This is a genomic window from Acidobacteriota bacterium (assembly GCA_020853395.1).
Lineage (GTDB): Bacteria > Acidobacteriota > Vicinamibacteria > Vicinamibacterales > SCN-69-37 > JADYYY01.
Window position 1 is genome coordinate 1 of record JADYYY010000003.1, and the last position, 17,796, is coordinate 17,796.

Sequence of the window (17,796 nt, forward strand, 5' to 3'; positions counted from 1 at the left end):
GCTCTCACTCCCATCGATCCCCACGACCCGATCATCCTGGACACCGACCGCGAACCGCTGACCACGCGCGCCATGGACCTGCTGACGCCCATCGGCAAGGGGCAGCGCGGCCTCATCGTGGCGCCGCCGCGGACGGGCAAGACGATGCTTCTGCAGAGCATCGCGCAGTCGATCACGACCAATCACCCGGAGGTGTATCTCATCGTCCTCCTGATCGACGAGCGCCCTGAAGAAGTGACGGACATGCAGCGGTCGGTGCGCGGCGAGGTCATCTCGTCCACGTTCGACGAGCCGGCGCAGCGTCACGTGCAGGTGGCCGAGATGGTTATCGAGAAGGCGAAGCGCCTCGTCGAGCACAAGAAGGATGTCGTGATTCTTCTGGACTCGATCACGCGTCTTGCTCGTGCCTACAACACCGTGGCGCCGCCGTCGGGCAAGGTCCTGTCAGGCGGTCTCGATTCGAACGCCCTTCAGAAGCCGAAGCGCTTCTTCGGCGCGGCCCGCAACATCGAAGAGGGCGGTTCGGTGACCATCATGGCGACGGCGCTCATCGACACCGGCTCGCGCATGGACGACGTGATCTTCGAAGAGTTCAAGGGCACGGGCAACATGGAGATCCACCTCGATCGCAAGCTGGTGGACAAGCGCGTGTTCCCGGCCATCGACATCATCAAGAGCGGCACCCGCAAGGAAGAGCTGCTCATCCCGAAGGACGACCTCAACCGCATCTGGGTGCTCCGCAAGGTGCTCACGCCGCTGTCGCCGGTCGAGGCGATGGAGCTGCTGCTCGACAAGATGAGCAAGACGAAGAGCAACAGCGAGTTCCTCGCGGCGATGCAGAAGATGGGATAGCGGGGGATCAGGGGACTCGCAGGTAGAGCGCGAATTCCCAGCCGCCGGGCGTCCTCGCGACCGGGAGTCTCCAGAGCGAGCTGCCTGGCCCGAACCGATCCTCCTGCAGCGCGTAGCCGGCCAGGGCTCCAGGCTGCTGCTGGCCGGTCTTGGCCTGCTGCTGCACCACGAACCGCCGGAGCGGATCTCTCCCGATGATCCCGACGGCGGCCGAGTCGTCCGCGGCGAGCCACAGCCCTCCCGAGATGGACAGCTCGTCGGCTGGAAGCGCCCGCAGCCTGCGACGGACGTCGTCGTACGTCACGGCCGTCGATCTGTACTGGCCGGCCAGCAGTGCCGCGGTCCGGACGGCGCCCGCGACCGGCGGCATGAGCGCCAGCAGGAGCACCAGTTCCCCGACGCGGCGTCGCGGCGCCGAGAGCGCGAGCGCGGCGAGCAGCGGCATCCAGACGATCGCGTTGTAGGAGGCCTCGGATTTCAGGAGCGCGGTCCGCGCCAGGCCAGCGGCGAACAGCGTGACGCTCGCGGCTGCAACGACGCGCCGCGACATCGACAGCGAGGCGAGACGCTGAACCACGATGTTCAGCGCGCCGCCGGCCAGCAGCACCATCGTCAACCCCAGCAGCGGCAATTCGGCCGCCGTCACCCACGTCGTCAGGATGCCCTGACCGAGCGGCAAGCTGAAGTTGATGGCGGCATGGCGCCTGACTCCTGCGATCCAATCCGCGATCGGATAGGGATATGCGATCACGGCGATTGCGGCGCCGGCGGCCCATCCGAGAGCTGCTGCGGCACCGTCGCGCGCGATCGATCCCGTGCGGCGCGATGTCAGGACGGCCGCGACGAGCAGCGGCAGGGCGAGGGCACCGCACGCCGGGCTGGTGACGAGCAGGAGGGCGGCGGCCGCACCAGCCGCCGCGGCGCCGGTGGGGCCGGGGCGTATGCGCCACACGAGCACCGCGGCGCTGACGAGCACCAGCGCGAGCGGTTCGGGGCGGCCGTGTGTCGCCAGCGAGCAGGCGAGCATCGCGATCGGCGCCGCCAGCCCGAGGATGCGCGCCGTGGCGGGACGGATGTCCGCGGCCATGAGCAGGGCGAGCGCGCCGACGACGGCGGCGAGCAGGTGAATCAGGTACGCGGCCCAGACGGTCGCGATCGGGCCGCCGCCGAGCCAGCGGCCCACGGTGCCGGCGACGAGCGCATAGGTGAAGCCGTGGTAGATGAGTCGGCGTCCGCCAGGACCGTCGATCGTATCGTTGAGCGGCGGAAGCCAGACCGGGTTGATCAGGCCGCGTCCTCGGCTCCACTCGACCGCTGCCGGAAAGTACGCCGGGCCGTCGCCATCGATGAGCGGCCACGTGCTGGCTGCCGCGAGCGCGCAATACGCCGCACAGAGTGCGACGCCGAGCGCGAACGACGCCCGCCAGGGCCGCGCATCGCGTCCGATCAGAGCGGCGCCCCGCGGCGGCACGTCAGGCCGGTGTCGAGGTCATCGGTCGAGGACGCGGAAGCTCAACTCACGTGGCCTTCCGCGTAGTCGGCCGTCTGGGCGGGCTCGCCGGCCGGCGGCACGACCGCCGCGCTCTCGAGCAGCGCGCGCAGTTCGTCGCCTTCGATGACTTCTTTGTCGAGCAACCGTTCGGCGACGGCGTCGAGCGACGTTCGGTGCGTTGTCAGCAGCCGGTGGGCCGTTTGCTCGGCTTCGGTAATCAACCGCTTCACCTCGGCGTCGATCACGCGCGCCGTGTCTTCGGCGTACACGCCGCGCTCCGGCATGAAGGGCGTTTCCAGGAAGCTGCTCCGGCGACGGCCCTCGTGGTTCACCGGGCCGACCGCGTCGCTCATGCCGAGCTCGGTCACCATCGCGCGCGCGATGTCGGTGGCACGGAGCAGATCGTTCTGATCGCCGGTCGACACTTCGCCGAAGATGATGATCTCGGCCGTGCGGCCGCCGAGCAGGACGGCCAGCTCGTTCCGCAGCTCGGCCTTGGTGCGAAGGTAGCGGTCTTCGGTCGGCAGGTGCATCGTGTAGCCGAGCGCGCCGAATCCGCGGCCGACGATCGACACCTTGTGCACCGGATCCATGCCCGGCAGCAGCGTGCCGACGAGCGCGTGTCCCACCTCGTGATAGGCGATGATGCGCCGCATCCGCGGGCTCATCGCCCGCTTCTTCTCGAGCCCCGCGACGACGCGCTCGATCGCCTCGTCGAAGTCATGGCGGTCGACGGCCGTCTTGTCGCGGCGCGCGGCGAGCAGCGCGGCTTCGTTCACCAGGTTGGCGAGGTCGGCGCCCGAGAAGCCGGCCGTGCGGATGGCGATGTGGCCGAAATCCACCGACTCGGCGAGCTTCACCTCCCGCGCGTGGATGCGGAGGATCGCTTCGCGCCCCTTGATGTCCGGCTTGTCGACGAGCACCTGCCGATCGAAGCGGCCTGGGCGGAGCAGCGCCGGGTCGAGCACCTCGGGGCGATTGGTCGCCGCCATGATGATGACGCCCTTCTTCGAATCGAAGCCGTCCATCTCGGCCAGCAACTGGTTGAGCGTCTGCTCGCGCTCTTCGTGTCCGCCCATCGGGGACTGCTGCCGCACCTTGCCGAGCGCGTCCAGCTCGTCGATGAAGACGATGCAGGGAGCTTTCTGATCGGCCTGGCGGAAGAGATCGCGGACGCGCGCGGCGCCGACGCCGACGAACATCTCCACGAATTCCGAGCCGCTCAGGATGAAGAACGGCACCTTCGCTTCGCCGGCGACCGCGCGCGCGAGCAGCGTCTTGCCGGTGCCTGGCGGGCCGACGAGCAGGACGCCCTTCGGGATCCGGCCGCCGATGGCCGTGTATTTGCTCGGGTTCTTCAGGAACTCGACGATCTCGCGCAGCTCTTGGGCGGCTTCGTCGACGCCCGCCACATCGGAGAAGCTCACCTTCACGTCGTCGTCCACGTAGACCTTCGCGCGGCTCCGCGCGAACGACATGATGCCCCCCTCGGCACCGCCCATGCGCCGGAAGAAGAACGTCCAGAGCGCGACGACCAGCAGGATGGGGAAGAGCCAGCTCAGCAGCTCGGCGACCCATTCGCTCTGCACCTCGCCCGAGTATCGCACCCGCCTCTCCTGGAGCTGCTCGGTCAGATTCGGATCCTCGACGCGGACGGTCGTGAACGACGTCTGCGTGCCGTCCGGATTCTGGTAGGTGCCGCGAATCGCGTCCTTGGTGATGCGGACGTCGGCGAGCCGGCCTTCCTCGAGCAGCGTCTTGAACTGGTAGTACTCCAGCGTTTCTCCGCGGCGCAGCAGCGTGGTCGCCAGGTTCGCGATCAGCAGCACGGCGACGAACGCCGCGCCGAACCAGATCGGCGACAGCGGCCGGCCGAACGGTCCTCGTCGCGGGGGCTTGGCGGGGTTCTTGGACGTCATGACGCGGCTTCCAGTATTATCTCGCCGTTCCGCGCGTCGGCGCGCACGAGATCACCCTCCCGGAAATCGCCCTGCAGGACGCGCAACGCCAGCGGATCGAGCAGCCGCCGCTGCAGCGTCCGCTTCAACGGGCGCGCGCCGTAGACGGGATCGTAGCCCTCCTCGATGATGAGATCGCGCGCGGCGTCGCTCAGCTCGAGCCGGAGCTTGCGATCCTCCAGCCGCTTCATCAGCGACGAGAGTTGGACGTCGATGATCCGGCGGATGTCCGCCTTCCGCAGCGCATGGAAGAAGATCACGTCGTCGATCCGGTTCAGGAACTCCGGCCGGAAGTGCTGGCGCAGCGCGTCGAGCAGTTGCTGCCGCGTGCCCTCGTCGACCTCGCCGTCGCCACGGAGCGCGCGCTCCGCGATGAGATGGCTGCCGACGTTGGACGTCATGATCACGACCGTGTTCTTGAAGTCCACCGTCCGGCCCTTGCCGTCGGTCAGGCGGCCGTCGTCGAGCAGTTGGAGCATCACGTTGAGCACTTCGGGATGCGCCTTCTCGATCTCGTCGAAGAGCACGACGGCATACGGCCGCCGGCGGACGGCTTCGGTGAGCTGTCCGGCTTCCTCGTAGCCGACGTAACCGGGCGGCGCGCCGATCAGGCGCGACACCGTGTGCTTCTCCTGGTACTCCGACATGTCGATCCGGATCAGCGCCTGTTCGTCGTCGAACAGGAATGCCGCGAGCGCGCGCGCGAGCTCCGTCTTGCCGACGCCGGTCGGCCCGAGGAAGATGAAGCTGCCGAGCGGGCGGTTCGGATCCTGCAGGCCGGCGCGGGCGCGACGGATGGCGTTGGCGATCGCCGTGACCGCGACGTCCTGCCCGATCACACGCTGGTGCAGCCGCTCCTCCATGTGGAGCAGCTTCTGCACCTCGCCTTCCATCAGCCGGCTCACGGGAATGTGCGTCCAGCGTGACACGACCTCGGCGATGTCCTCCTCGTCCACCTGCTCCTTGAGCATCCGCGGCGCGCCAGCGGCGCCGGTGGCTGCCGCCTGCTCGTGCTCGGCGATCTGCCGTTCGAGCTGCGGGATGCGCCCGTACTGGAGCTCCGAGGCTTTGGCGTAGTCGCCGGCGCGCTGCGCGCGTTCGACCTCCAGCCGCAACTGGTCGAGCTCTTCCTTCTGCGTGCGCACCCCCTGAATGGACGCCTTCTCGTGCTGCCACTGCGCGGCGAGACGGCCCCGTGTTTCCTTGAACTCCGCCAGCTCCTTCTCGAGCCGCGCCAGGCGCTCCTTGGACGCGGCGTCCGACTCCTTGCGCAGCGCCTCGCGTTCGATCTCGAGCTGCATGATGCGCCGCTCGACCTCGTCGAGCTCGGCGGGCATCGAGTCGATCTCCATGCGCAGCCGCGACGCGGCCTCGTCCACGAGATCGATCGCCTTGTCGGGCAGGAACCGGTCGGCGATGTAGCGGTTCGACAGGACGGCCGCGGCCACGAGGGCCGCGTCCTTGATCTTCACCCCGTGGTGGATCTCGTACCGCTCGCGCAGGCCGCGCAGGATGCTGATCGTGTCCTCCACGCTCGGCTCGCTCACGAGCACGGGCTGGAACCGGCGTTCGAGCGCGGCGTCCTTCTCGATGTACTTCCGGTACTCGTCGAGCGTCGTCGCGCCGATCGTGTGCAGCTCGCCGCGGGCGAGCATCGGCTTCAGCAGGTTGGAGGCGTCGATCGAGCCTTCCGCCGCGCCAGCGCCGACGACCGTGTGCAGCTCGTCGATGAAGAGGACGACCTGGCCCTGCGCGTCCGCAATCTCCTTGAGCACGGCCTTGAGCCGCTCCTCGAACTCGCCACGGTACTTCGCGCCGGCGACGAGCGCCCCCATGTCGAGCGCCACGATGCGCTTGTTGCGCAGCCCCTCGGGGACGTCGCCGCGCACGATCCGCTGGGCCAGCCCTTCGACGATGGCCGTCTTGCCGACGCCCGGTTCGCCGATGAGGACGGGGTTGTTCTTCGTCCGGCGCGCGAGCACCTGAATCACGCGGCGGATCTCGTCGTCGCGGCCCACCACCGGATCGAGCTTGCCCTTGCGCGCGACGTCGGTCAGGTCGCGTCCGTAGCGCTCGAGGGCCTGGTACTTGCCTTCCGGATTCTGATCCGTCACGCGCTGCGAGCCGCGCACGGCCGTGAGCGCCGTGAAGATCGCGTCCTTCGTGACGCCCGCGTCCTTGAGCGCCGCAGCCGCCGGCGCGCGCCCGCCTTCGGCCGCGAGGGCGAGAAACACGTGCTCCGTGCTCGTGTACTCGTCTTTGAGACGCTCGGCTTCCTGTTCCGCCGCGGTCAGCACTTGTCGAAGCCGGCTCGACAACGCGGGCTGTGCGCCGCCCTGCACGCGCGGCATCCGATCGAGCAGCCCCTGCACGGCCGCCGTGAGCCCCGCCACGTTGACGTTCATCTTGCCGAGCACGGCCGGAACGACGCCTTCGCGCTGCTGCAGCAACGCGAGCAGAATGTGCTCCGGCAGAAGTTCCGGGTGCCCTGCGCGGTCCGCGAGCTGCTGCCCGGCCGAAATGGCTTCCTGTGCTTTTTCCGTGTACCGATTCAGATTCATGACGACTAGGTCCTCAGCCCGGAGGGCGATCGAGCCGCTCAGCCCTGTTCCAGCTTGCGCAGCGCCTCGTAGTGGCGGCGCTGCTCGTTCGTGAGCCGCGTCGGAACGACGACGTCGACGGTGGCGTAGAGATCGCCGCGCTCGGCCGGGCTGCCGACGGTCGGCATGCCGTGGCCGCGTAGGCGGAACACCCGGCCGGATCCGGTCAGTTCGGGCACTTTGAGCCGCAGCGTGCTGCTCGCGATCGTCGGCACCTCGACCTCGCCGCCGAGCGCGGCCGTCGTGATCGGCACCGGGATGCGCGTGTAGAGATCCTGGCCCCGCCGTTCGAACCGCGGGTGGGGAAGCACGCGTACCGTCAGGAATAGATCGCCCGCCGCGCCGCCGGGCGGTGCGGCGCCGCCTTCGCCCGCCGCCCGGACGCGCGCGCCGTCCTTCGCCCCGGCGGGGATGCGCACGTCCACCGTCCGCGAGTGACCGTCCTGGCGGATGGAGATCCGCCGCGTCGCACCGCTGAAGGCCTCCTCGAGCGTCAGGTCGACCGTGGACTCGACGTCACGCCCGCGCGCCGATCGCGCACCGCGGCCGCGCCGGCCCGGTTCGGCCTGCCCGGCCTGAGCGCCGCCGAAGAACGTGTGAAAGAAATCCGAGAACGGATCCTGGTTGCCGAAGAGCTCGGCCATCTCTTCCGGCGTCATGGTGCGATAGCTCGCGCCCGCTCCGTGGTCGCCGCCGCCGAACGGGCCGGACCAGCCGCCGGCGTTCGGCGGCGGCGGCGCTTGCTCGTAGGCGCGCCAGTTCGCGCCGAGCTCGTCGTACTTGCGGCGCTTCTCCGGATCGCCGAGCACTTCGTTGGCTTCGTTGACCTCCTTGAACTTCGCCTCGGCGACCTTGTCGCCGGGATTCAAGTCCGGATGGTACTTGCGGGCCAGCTTGCGGTACGCCCGCTTGATTTCCGCATCCGAGGCGGTCTTGCCGACGCCGAGCGTCGCGTAGTAATCCCTGAACTCCATAGTGTGTCGTCGCGGCCGTGTTCTACGGCGTGGAACTCGACGCGTCCTCCAGCCCCAGGATGCGAAACAGCTCGTCGAGCTCGCGTGCGAGCCGGTCGTGCAGATCGCGCAGCGAGTCCTGCCGCGTTTCGGCGACGAGCGGACGGAGCCGGTGCGCCACGTCGGCAATCGAGAGCAGGCGCCGCACGCCAGCCAGGTTGACGCCCGCGTCGTCCACGAGCGCCTTGATCAGCCGCAGCCGTTCCAGCTCGTCGCGGCGGTAGACCCGCATGCTCCCCAGCGTGCGGAGCGGCTGCACCAGGCCCAGGCGTTCGTACTTGCGAAGCGTCTGCGGGTGCATCTGCAGCAGTTCGGCGGCGCTGCTGATCAAGTACATCTCGATCGGCGTGTCGGCCGGCGGACGTGCTCGTTTTCCCCGTGCCACAACTCAAGTGTAGACATTGATACGGGTCATGGCAACTGTGCCTGGCTTCCGATTTGTCTTCGCCCCAGCCCGGCTTAACGCTACCGTTGGGAGCGTCGATAAATTGATACAGGCGTTGCGCCTCGGATTCTCATGGCTCCCCCGGTACTGCTCGATTCACGACCCCTGGCGCTCGCATCGCCCCGGCCGCTCCCGCCGGACGACGACGTGCCCTGGTTTGCAGTGTGGACCCGCTCGCGGCACGAAGCGCGAGTCCTGATCCAGCTCGAGCGGAAAGGCCTCGAGGCGTTCCTGCCCACGATTGCCCGCTGGAGCCGCTGGAAGGATCGCAAGAAGCGGATCGATTTTCCGCTGTTTCCCGGCTACTGCTTCGTGCGGGTCGACCCTCGCCACACCCTGCCGGTGCTGAAGTGTGCCGGCGTCGTGAGGCTGGTGTCGTTCGAGGGCCGGCCGGCCCCGGTGCCCGCGGCCCAGGTCGAGAGCATCCGATCGCTCGTCACGAGCGACCTCAAGTACGATCCCTGTCCCCTCATCCACGAAGGCGACGTCGTCGAGGTCGTCAGCGGGCCGTTGCGTGGCGTCACTGGCCGGCTCGACCGCAAGGGTGCGCGCGCCCGCCTCGTGCTGAACGTCGACCTCGTGGGGCAGGCGGTCAGCGTCGAGGTGGATGCGGCCGACGTGCGCGCGGCCTGAAGAATCCTCTCCATCGGCCGATTCCGAGACTGTCGAGTCCGTATCGGATCCGTCACGGCTGTATGGCTATTGACACCGATGGGCCTCCCCGATACCCTGACGTTCCTTCAGGGCCGGAGGACCATCTCCTGGCATCCGGACTGCACTCGGTCGCTCATCGCCGAGCGACGGTCATCGTGTCGTAGGGCGATCGCCTTCTCCTTCACCTCGCTGTAAGTGACGGGGCGAAGCTGTATCTGAGGCCGGCCCGACGCCCGCGCTTGCCAACCGCCGCGACGAGCCGGACGCGTTCAGGCCTCCGGCCAGGCTCCTGAGCAACTGCGCAACATCAACTGAGCAACGAGATCATGCGTTCGATTCACGGCTGCCTGGCTCCGGCCTCGTTCGCCGGCCTGCTTTGCCTCGGTGTGGGCGCGGCGGGCTGTCAGTCTCCGTCGGCTGCCGCGAACGACGCGATCAAGACGGAGTCCGTGTACAACCGCCAGACGGGCCGGCTCGAGCAGCTCAAGGCCGACACCGACGGAAACGGCACGCTCGACGCGACCGCGCACCTCGACGGCACCGCGCTGAAAGACATCGAGATCGATCGCGACGGCGATGGCCTGCCGGACCGGTGGGAGTACTACGGCCCAGGGACATCCGGCGCGGGTGCCGCGGCCAACAAGTTCGATCGGTGGGCGGTGATCCTTCGCGCCGAGGAAGCGTCCCGGCCCGATGCTCCGCGCACCCGGCGCGAGCACTACGATCGCGGCATCCTGCAGCGGGTCGAAGAGGACACCGACCTCGACGGACGCATGGACAAGTGGGAGTTCTACACGCGGGGCGATCTGAGCCGCGTGGAACTCGACCTTTCGGGCAAGGGCGTTGCCGACCGCAGGCTCATCTATGGGCCGACCGGCGACGTCATCCGGATCGAGCGCGACCGTCGCGGTGACGGGCATTTCGAGCCCATGGAGGAGCCTCGCCCGTGAGTCTGGCGACGACCACGACGACGACGGACATGGGAGCGCGGCGCGCGGGCGGCAGCGGCACCGTGCTCTACGTGCAGGCGCCCCACGAGTCGGGAGCGTTGGGCGAGCTGCTCGGCACCTGCGGGTTGCCGATCGAGATCGTCATGGATCCCGGCGCGGCCGTTCGTGCCATCCGCCGTCCGGACATCGTGGTCGCGATCGTCCACCTCGCGGACGAACGCCACGGCATCGGCGTCATCAGGGCGCTGCGTGCGCAGGTACCGCACCTGCCGATCGCGGCGCTGATGGATCCGGCGCGGCCGCTCGTGGCGGCCGACGCCGTTCGTGCCGGCGTGAGCGACCTGCTCGCGTTGCCGCTCGATGCGCACGATCTCGGGGCCGTCGTGGCCAACGCGCTCGACCGCGCGAGCGTCGGCCTTTCGACGGGCGATCCGCCGATTCCTCCGGCCAGAGACGTGGTGGTCGCGAACTCCTCGGCGATGCGCGCGACCGTCGAGCAGGTTCGCGCGTCCGCTCCGGGCGCGCGCGGCGTCGTGATTCTCGGCGAGCCCGGCACGGGCCGATCCCTCGTGGCCCGCGTCCTCCACAACCGCAGCGAGCGGGCTGGGCAGCCCTTCGTGGCCGTCGACTGCCGTGCCGGGTCGCTCGCCGAACTGGAGATGAGGCTCTTCGGCCTCGCCGATCGGCGACCCTCCGGGCCGGAGCGCCGCGCGACGGAGCGCATCAGCAAGACCGGCGCCGTCTATCGGGCCAGCAGCGGCACGCTGTTCCTGCAGCACGTCGTCGAGGCGCCGTCCCGCGTCCAAGCCAGGCTCGCGCGACTTCTGCGCGATCGGGAAGCGACGCTGCACGACGAGCGCACGCTCGTCGAGATTGACCTTCGCCCCATGGCGTCGATGGACGCCGGGCCCGATCGCGAGGCCGACGAGCGCGTGCGCCGCGACCTGTTCGAACGGCTTGCGCAGACGCAGATCGAGGTGCCGCCGTTCCGCCGCCGGCGCGAGGACGTCCCGCTCGTCGCGACGTGGATGCTGCACGAGCTGTGTGAGCGCCAGGGCGTCGCGCCGAAGGCGTTCAGCCGCGCGGCGCTCGTGACGCTGGCGGCGCTTCCATGGCCCGGCAACGGTCCCGAGCTCATGGCGCTGCTGTCGGCTGTCGTCGCCTCGCTCGCCAAGCCGGTGATCCAGCTCGAGGATCTGCTGGAGCACGTGCGCCTCGACGGGCTCACGGCGCGCGTCGAGACCGGTGGCACGCTTCGGGACGCGCGGCAGCGCTTCGAACGCGAGTGGATCAGCTCGGTGCTGATCAAGCACCACGGCAGGGTGGGCGAGGCCGCGCGGGCCCTCGGGATCCAGCGGACGAATCTTTACAGAAAGGTACGCCAGCTCAAGGTCGCGAGGACGCTGCTGGCGCCGCGGAAGACAAGTCTGTGACCAGCGCGGCGTCGTGTATCACCCGCGCCACAGTAATTTGCGGCGCGCGCCGCGCGCGCGCTTGACTCCACTCGTGCGGTCCTCGATGATGGCCTTGCGGATCGTTCCTGCGGGACGACCGGAAACGACAGGACACATGGCGATCAAACGAACGTTGACGTTGATGCTGGCCGTTGCCCTCGCGGCCGGGGCTGCCGGCCCGCTCGTGGCGCAGTCGGCCCAGAACGCGGGTGTGATCGGCGGCACCGCCACCGACAAGGCGAAGGCGCCGTACTCGGACTACAGCGTCCGCCTGCGCAGCGCGGATTCCCGCGCCATTCTCAGGACCGGCGCGCTCGACGCGCAGGGGCAATTCAGTTTCAGCGGTCTTGCGCTCTCGCAGCCCTACTTGGTCGAGCTGTTCGACGCCAAGGCCAACAAGGTGATCTGCACCGAGGGGCCGTTCGCGCTGACGGCGCAGGCGACCAGCCGGACCGACGTCAACATCGACTGCGGCAAGAACCCGATGGCGTGGCTGCTGGCCAGTGCCGCCGGCGCGGCGTTGTTGGCGGCAACGGTCCAGAGCTCGAGCCAGTAGACAGGTTCTCGTGCACGGCAGCCGCGGGCCCACGGCCCGCGGCTGGTGTCGTTCGCCCTGCCACGTTCCGCCGTGCCGGACCTCGAATCCGGCGGTGACCTCGAAAGACATCTCGTGATTCGCGCCCTCGTCCGTGTTGGCGTGCCGCTTGCGGTTGTAGCCGTGGTGTCTATGCCTGCGACCGCGCAGGTCGCAGAACCGCCTGCCGCCTCCTCCGCGCCGTCCGAGGCGCTCGTCCGCTGGGGGCCGCTGTCGCTGCAGCCGAGGATTCGGCTCACCAACCTCGGCGTGGACACCAACGTCCTCAACAGCGCGGCCGCGGCGGCGCCGGCGCGCGACACGACCGCAACGCTCGTTCCCTCGCTCGAGACGTCGCTGCGCGTCGGCCGCACCGTGACGACCGGCACGACATCGGCGGAGATGGTCTACTTCCAGCGGTTTCGGACCCAACGCTCGTTCGCCGTCAGCCAGGAAGGACGGGTCGACGTGCTGCTGGCGCGCCTCACGCCGTTCGCGACGGCCGGCCGGGTCGTGACGCACCAGCGCCCAACGCTCGAGATCGATCAACGCGTCGAGCAGACGCGTGAGTCGCTCGGCGGCGGCGCCCGCGTCCGTCTCAGCGCGCGCACGGCCCTCACGCTCGTCCACGAACGCCAGCACGTGCGTTTCGACGACGGTGTCGACGACACGTTCGGCGCGCTCCTCGATCGTCGGATCACGCGCACGGCTGCGGCGATGAACGTGGATGTGACGCCGCTGACGTCGCTCGTCATTCGGGGAGAGTCGCAGCAGGATCGGTTCGACCGAGCCGCCGTGCGCGACAGCGACAGCACGGCGATGCTGGCGGGCTTCGAGTTGAAGCCGTTCGCGCTCATCAGCGGCGTCGCGATGGTTGGCTATCGGCGCGTCGAGGCCCGAGATGCGCTGATGCCCGACTTCGCGGGCGTCGTTGCGAACGTCAACGCTTCCTATGTCTTGCGGGAGACGACGCTGGTCGCGGTGACGGCCGGGCGCGGCGTCGAGTACTCCATCCAGAGCGAGGAGCCGTACTACGTCTCGACCGGCGGGACGGTGACGATCCGGCAGGCGCTCCGCCGGTGGGATGTGCTCGCACGGGCGGGGCGGCACACCCTGCGCTATCGCGCACTGGAGGTCGCCGATGTCGCGGTGCGGCAAGGGAGCCGTCTCGACCGGCACGTTCTCTACGGAGCCGGCACGGGCGTCCGCCTCGGGACGTCGGCGCGAGTCGGTGTCGAGATCGCCTACGAACGGCGGGTATCGCCGGTCGCTTCTCGGCAGTATCACGGGTATCGAGCTGGGGGAACAGTGACGTATGGGTACTGATCGTTGCCGCCGTCTCGTGCTGACGAGCGCGCTCGGCCTCTGGCTGGCCGCCGCCGTCACCGCACAGCAGGCGGCGTTCACCATCGCGCCGCGCGATCAACTGAAGATCAGCGTGTGGAACGGCGGCGCCGCCGAGGATCTCTACTCGGGCACGTTCCCGGTGGACGCCGACGGCGCGTTCGAATATCCGACGCTGGGCCGGCTCAAAGCCGCCGGCCTGACGCCGCGCCAACTCGAGGCCGACCTCAAGACCCGCCTGGAGAAGTACCTGGTCGGTCCGCAGGTCACGATCGAGCTGGAGCAGTCCACCACCAAGAAGGTCGTGATCAACGGCGAAGTGCGGTCGCCGGGCGCGTACCAGTTCGGCGGCGACATGACGCTGTTCGAGGTGCTGACGCGCGCCGGGTCGCTCACGGAGGACGCCGCCGAGGAAGCGGTCGTGCACCGCGCGGCGCCGGCGACCGGCGATCCCGAATCTCTGCGCGTCGATCTCGCGGACCTGTTGAGCGGCCGATCGATGAAGAACAACTTGGTCCTGCGCGACGGCGACATCGTCGTCGTGCCGAAGTCGGACCCGGTGTTCGTCACCGGGTTCGTGCACACGCAGGGGCCGATCCGCGTGAAGCGCGACACGACCGTCTTGCAGGCGCTCTCGATGGCCGGCGGGCTCACCGACCGCGGCACGACGCGCGGCATCAGGATTCAGCGCCTCGTGGACGGCAAGAAGAAGGACATTCCCGTGAAGGACATCAACGCCGACGTCGTTCGGCCCGGCGACACGCTCGTCGTGCCGGCCCGGATCTTCTGAGTCATGCCGACAAGACCTGCGACCTCCTCGCGACCCCGCTCTTCGGCCACGACGCCGCGCGCGCGCGGCACGTTCCAGATCGCCGACTACCTGCGCGTGCTGCATCGGCGCCGCTGGACGGCGGGGCTGGCCTTCCTCGCGGTGTTCGTGTACGGCGCGTTCAGCACGTTGAAGAAGACGCCGATCTACGAAGCCACGGTCCAGTTGCTGATCGAGAAAGACACGCGCCGCGCGACCTCGATCGACTCGGTGCTCGAGCAGACGACGTCCTACTATGACGAGGACTTCTACCAGACGCAGTATCGCGTCCTGCAGAGCCGGGCGCTGGCGGCGCGCGCCGTCCCAGAGCTTGGCCTCACGCCCGCGGCGCAGGTGCCGGTCGGCGACGCGCCAGGGCTGATCGAGCGCGTACGCGGCTGGATTGGCGCACCGAAGAAGATTCCGCCTCCGCCGCCCGATGAGAACACGGCGCTGTCCGGGGCGACGAGCGCGCTGCTCGGCGGGCTGACGGTCGCGCCCGTCCGGAACACCCACCTCGTGGATCTGAAGTATCGATCCGCCGATCCCGAGTTCGCCGCCCGCGCGGCGAACGAGATCGCCGATCAATACATCCAGCAGACGCTCGAGGCCAGGTTCGCCGCGTCGAAGGAAGCGGCCGACTACCTGACGGGACAGCTCGAGGAGCAGCGGAAGCGAGTGGCCGAGAGCGAGCGGGCGCTGCAGGACTATCAGGAACAGCACAACGCCGTGGGCGTCGACGATCGCCAGAACGTCATCGTGCAGCGGCAGGCGAATCTCAACGCCGAGCTGACGAAGGCTCGCGTGGAGCGCATCGAGAAGGAACAGCTCTACAAGCAGCTCTCAACGCTGCAGGGCGACTGGGCCGCCCTCGAGACGTTCCCGCCGGTGATGAACAACGAGTTCGTCCAGACGCTGAAGAAGCAGCTCGATCAGGCGCGGCAGCAGAAGGGCCAGCTCGCGGCCCGCTACCGCGAGGGCGCACCGCAGATGGTGCAGATCGACGGGCAGATCCAATCGATCGAGGCCAAGATCCGGCTGGAGATCGAGAAGGTCGTGCAGTCGGTCAAGAACGACTATCTCGCCGCGCAGGGCCGCGAGCAGCAGTTCGGCCAGGCGCTGGCCTCGCAGACGGCCGAGGCCGTGCAACTGAACCGGAAGGGCGCCGAATACGCCGCGCTGAAGGACGAAGCGGCGAGCGCGCGGCGGTTGTACGAGACGCTCCTCCAGAAGGCGAACGAGACCGGCGTGTCGGGCGAGTTCAAGGGCACGAACATCAGGGTCGTCGACCGCGCCGAAGTGCCGCGCACGCCCGTGCTGCCGAACACGAAGCGCGATCTCATCGTGGCCGTGCTCATGGGCCTCGGGCTCGCCGCCGGGCTGGCGTTCGGGTTCGAGTACCTCGACAGCCGCATTCGCACGCCCGACGAGATCAAGGAGCACCTCGGCCTGCCGTTCCTGGGACTGGTGCCGGCCATGCCGGCCGCGGACGGCATGGCGCCGCTGCTCTCCGACAACGCGCCGCCGAGCTTCGCCGAAGCCGTGCGGGCCGTGCGGACCGCGGTCGTCTTCTCGTCGGCGGAGGAAGGCGCGCGCACGGTCGTGGTGACGAGCACCGCGCCAGGCGAAGGCAAGACCTGCGTCTCGTCGAACCTGGCCGTGGCGCTCGCGCAGGCGGGGCAGCGGACGCTCGTCATCGACGGCGACATGCGCCGGCCGCGCATCCACGAGGTGTTCGACTGCCTGCAGGAACCGGGGCTGTCGAACGTGCTCGTCGGCACCACGGATCTGCGCGTCGCGACCTGCCGCACGTCGGTGCCCAACCTGTTCGTGCTCTCCGCGGGGCACATTCCGCCCAACCCGGCCGAGCTGCTCGGGTCCGCCAGATTCCACGAGATCATCGAGGAACTGCGCGGGCAGTTCGACTGGATCATCGTGGATGCGCCGCCCGTGATGGCCGTGACCGACGCCGTCGTCGTCGCGAACGCGGCGTGGGGCGTCGTGTTCGTGGTCGGCGCGGAGATGACGTCCCGGCGGCACGCGGCGGTCGCGATCGAGCAGCTCGCGGCGGCGCGCGCCTACTTCATCGGTGCCGTCCTCAATCGTGCCGACGTGCAGCGGCACGGCTACTACTACTCGACGTACTACCGGAAGGACTACAAGCAGTCGTACGTGCAGACGCACTGAGGCGCGTGCGTCGCGCGCTGACGCCGCACCGCCTCGGTATCGTCCCACCGTGTGAGGTCACGAGCCGGCCGGCAAGGCCGGCTCGTTCTCTTTCGTGTCCATCACTCATCGTCACGATCCACGGCGCGAGAGCCGCGCGGCGCGCGGCTTCCCCACACCATGACGCGCGTGCTCGTGGGGACGTCGGCATACAACGCGCACGTCCAACACATGGCGCTCAGCCTGCACGAGCACGGGCGCCTGCTGGAGTACGTGACGAGCGGGTTGGATTGCTTCGATCGAGGCCCGGCCCGGCTGGCGCGGCGCGCGCTCAGCGCGGCCGCGCCGGGGGTGAGCCGCGAGTTGGAGCGCCGCACGCCGCTCGTGCCCTGCGCGGCGGTGCGCACGCGTTGGCGTTGGGAGCTGCCGCGCGTGGCGGTCCGCCGGCTCGGGGCGCGGCGGCTCGAGGACTGGTGGTGGGAGCGGAGCGAGCGGGCGCTCGATCGGTACTGCGCGGCGCGCCTCGTCTCGTCCGACGCCGGCGCATTCCTCGGCGTGGAACATGGCGCGCTCGCCACCCTGGAAGCTGCTGCCCGTGCCCGCAAGCCGGGCATCGTCGCGTTCCTCAGCCCGCATCGCTGCGCGAGAGAACAGTGGGTCGAACCCGAATACGCGCACGACCCGTTGCTGCGAACGCCAGTCGATGCGGTGCTCGCCGCGCGCAACGCCCGTCGTGACGCCATCCGCGATGCCGAGGCTGCGGCGGCCGCCTGGATCGTCGCCGGATCGGCCTTCACGGCGCGGACGCTCGTCGCTGCCGGCGTGCCGGCCGAAAAGCTGCTCGTCGTCGCGCCCGGCGGCCCCGAGCCGATCGATCCGTCGGCCCTGCCGGCGTCGCCTCCGCGGACATGCCGGTTCCTGCACGTCGGCAACGCCGCCGTGCACAAAGGGACGCACCTGCTCCTGAAGGCATGGCGACAGGTGGCTCGTCCGGGCCTCGAGTTGCATCTCTACGGGCAGACGACGTTGCCAGCCGCCGTGCTCGCGAAGGCGAAGGCGGCGCCTGGGGGCGACGCGATCGTGGCGCACGGTGCGGTACCTGCTGCGACGCTGCCGGCGATCTATCGTGAGGCGAGCGTGCTGGTCTTTCCCACGCTCTGCGATGGGTTCGGGCTGGTCGTGGCGGAGGCGCTCGCCAACGGGCTGCCGGTGATCACGACGGCCAACGCGGGCGCTGCCGACCTGATCGTCGAGGGGCAGAACGGGTTCGTGATTCCCGCGGCGGACGTCGAGGCGCTCGCCGAGGCCCTGCGTTGGAGCGCCGACCATCCCGACGAGCTGTTCGCCATGCGCCGCTTCGCGCTGGCGTCCGCCGCGCGCCGGACATGGGCGGACTTCCGCGCGGACTTCTGGCGCACCGTCTCGCCGGCCATCGACAACTCCTCGTGCACGGTCCAGGCCGCGCGTATCAGGGCCTCGGCCTGAC

14 protein-coding genes are annotated in these 17,796 nt (G+C 69.3%); 9 read left to right on the plus strand and 5 right to left on the minus strand.

Translation table 11 applies throughout. From position 1 onward, the window contains the following. On the plus strand, nucleotides 1–852 hold an 852-nt coding region (gene rho / locus IT184_02835), incomplete at its 5' end, for a transcription termination factor Rho (protein MCC7007728.1). A gap of 7 nt (nucleotides 853–859) precedes the next feature. Here rho and IT184_02840 read toward each other — a convergent pair. The 5 genes from IT184_02840 to IT184_02860 are packed head-to-tail and all read right to left on the minus strand — an operon-like array spanning nucleotide 860 to nucleotide 8,252. Further along, the gene (locus tag IT184_02840) at nucleotides 860–2,323 is read right to left on the minus strand and encodes a hypothetical protein (protein MCC7007729.1); all 1,464 of its coding nucleotides are present in this window, start codon (nucleotides 2,321–2,323) and stop codon (nucleotides 860–862) included. Nucleotides 2,324–2,364: 41 nt separating this feature from the next. Continuing rightward, entirely contained in the window at nucleotides 2,365–4,263 is a 1,899-nt protein-coding gene (gene ftsH / locus IT184_02845; protein MCC7007730.1) for an ATP-dependent zinc metalloprotease FtsH, read from the minus strand. Beyond that, nucleotides 4,260–6,863 (minus strand): ATP-dependent chaperone ClpB, encoded by a 2,604-nt coding sequence (gene clpB, locus IT184_02850; protein ID MCC7007731.1) that lies wholly within the window; start codon nucleotides 6,861–6,863, stop codon nucleotides 4,260–4,262. The genes ftsH and clpB overlap by 4 nt, the downstream gene beginning before the upstream one ends. Nucleotides 6,864–6,901: 38 nt before the next feature. Then, complete coding sequence (locus IT184_02855) at nucleotides 6,902–7,876, minus strand: DnaJ domain-containing protein (GenBank protein MCC7007732.1); 975 nt, start codon at nucleotides 7,874–7,876, stop codon at nucleotides 6,902–6,904. 22 nt (nucleotides 7,877–7,898) lie between these two features. Then, the gene (locus tag IT184_02860; GenBank protein MCC7007733.1) at nucleotides 7,899–8,252 is read right to left on the minus strand and encodes a MerR family transcriptional regulator; all 354 of its coding nucleotides are present in this window, start codon (nucleotides 8,250–8,252) and stop codon (nucleotides 7,899–7,901) included. A 180-nt stretch (nucleotides 8,253–8,432) separates the two neighbouring features. Here IT184_02860 and IT184_02865 point away from each other — a divergent pair, with 180 nt between their 5' ends. The 8 genes from IT184_02865 to IT184_02900 all read left to right on the plus strand — a co-directional run bounded on the left by IT184_02865 (nucleotide 8,433) and on the right by IT184_02900 (nucleotide 17,795). Beyond that, nucleotides 8,433–8,993, plus strand: a complete 561-nt coding sequence (locus IT184_02865; protein MCC7007734.1) for a UpxY family transcription antiterminator — start codon at nucleotides 8,433–8,435, stop codon at nucleotides 8,991–8,993. A 347-nt stretch (nucleotides 8,994–9,340) separates the two neighbouring features. Continuing rightward, complete coding sequence (locus IT184_02870) at nucleotides 9,341–9,964, plus strand: hypothetical protein (protein MCC7007735.1); 624 nt, start codon at nucleotides 9,341–9,343, stop codon at nucleotides 9,962–9,964. Next, nucleotides 9,961–11,397 (plus strand): sigma-54-dependent Fis family transcriptional regulator, encoded by a 1,437-nt coding sequence (locus tag IT184_02875; protein MCC7007736.1) that lies wholly within the window; start codon nucleotides 9,961–9,963, stop codon nucleotides 11,395–11,397. The genes IT184_02870 and IT184_02875 overlap by 4 nt, the downstream gene beginning before the upstream one ends. Before the next feature lie 136 nt (nucleotides 11,398–11,533). After that, complete coding sequence (locus IT184_02880) at nucleotides 11,534–11,974, plus strand: hypothetical protein (GenBank protein MCC7007737.1); 441 nt, start codon at nucleotides 11,534–11,536, stop codon at nucleotides 11,972–11,974. 171 nt (nucleotides 11,975–12,145) lie between these two features. After that, entirely contained in the window at nucleotides 12,146–13,318 is a 1,173-nt protein-coding gene (locus tag IT184_02885) for an outer membrane beta-barrel protein (protein ID MCC7007738.1), read from the plus strand. Continuing rightward, on the plus strand, nucleotides 13,308–14,126 hold the full coding sequence (locus IT184_02890) for a polysaccharide biosynthesis/export family protein (GenBank protein ID MCC7007739.1): 819 nt from the start codon (nucleotides 13,308–13,310) through the stop codon (nucleotides 14,124–14,126). The genes IT184_02885 and IT184_02890 overlap by 11 nt, the downstream gene beginning before the upstream one ends. Before the next feature lie 3 nt (nucleotides 14,127–14,129). Continuing rightward, nucleotides 14,130–16,331 carry a polysaccharide biosynthesis tyrosine autokinase gene (locus tag IT184_02895; protein ID MCC7007740.1) on the plus strand — a complete coding sequence of 734 codons (2,202 nt, stop codon included), beginning with the start codon at nucleotides 14,130–14,132 and terminating at the stop codon, nucleotides 16,329–16,331. A gap of 159 nt (nucleotides 16,332–16,490) precedes the next feature. Further along, complete coding sequence (locus IT184_02900; protein MCC7007741.1) at nucleotides 16,491–17,795, plus strand: glycosyltransferase family 4 protein; 1,305 nt, start codon at nucleotides 16,491–16,493, stop codon at nucleotides 17,793–17,795. The last annotated feature ends 1 nt before the right edge of the window (nucleotide 17,796 follow it).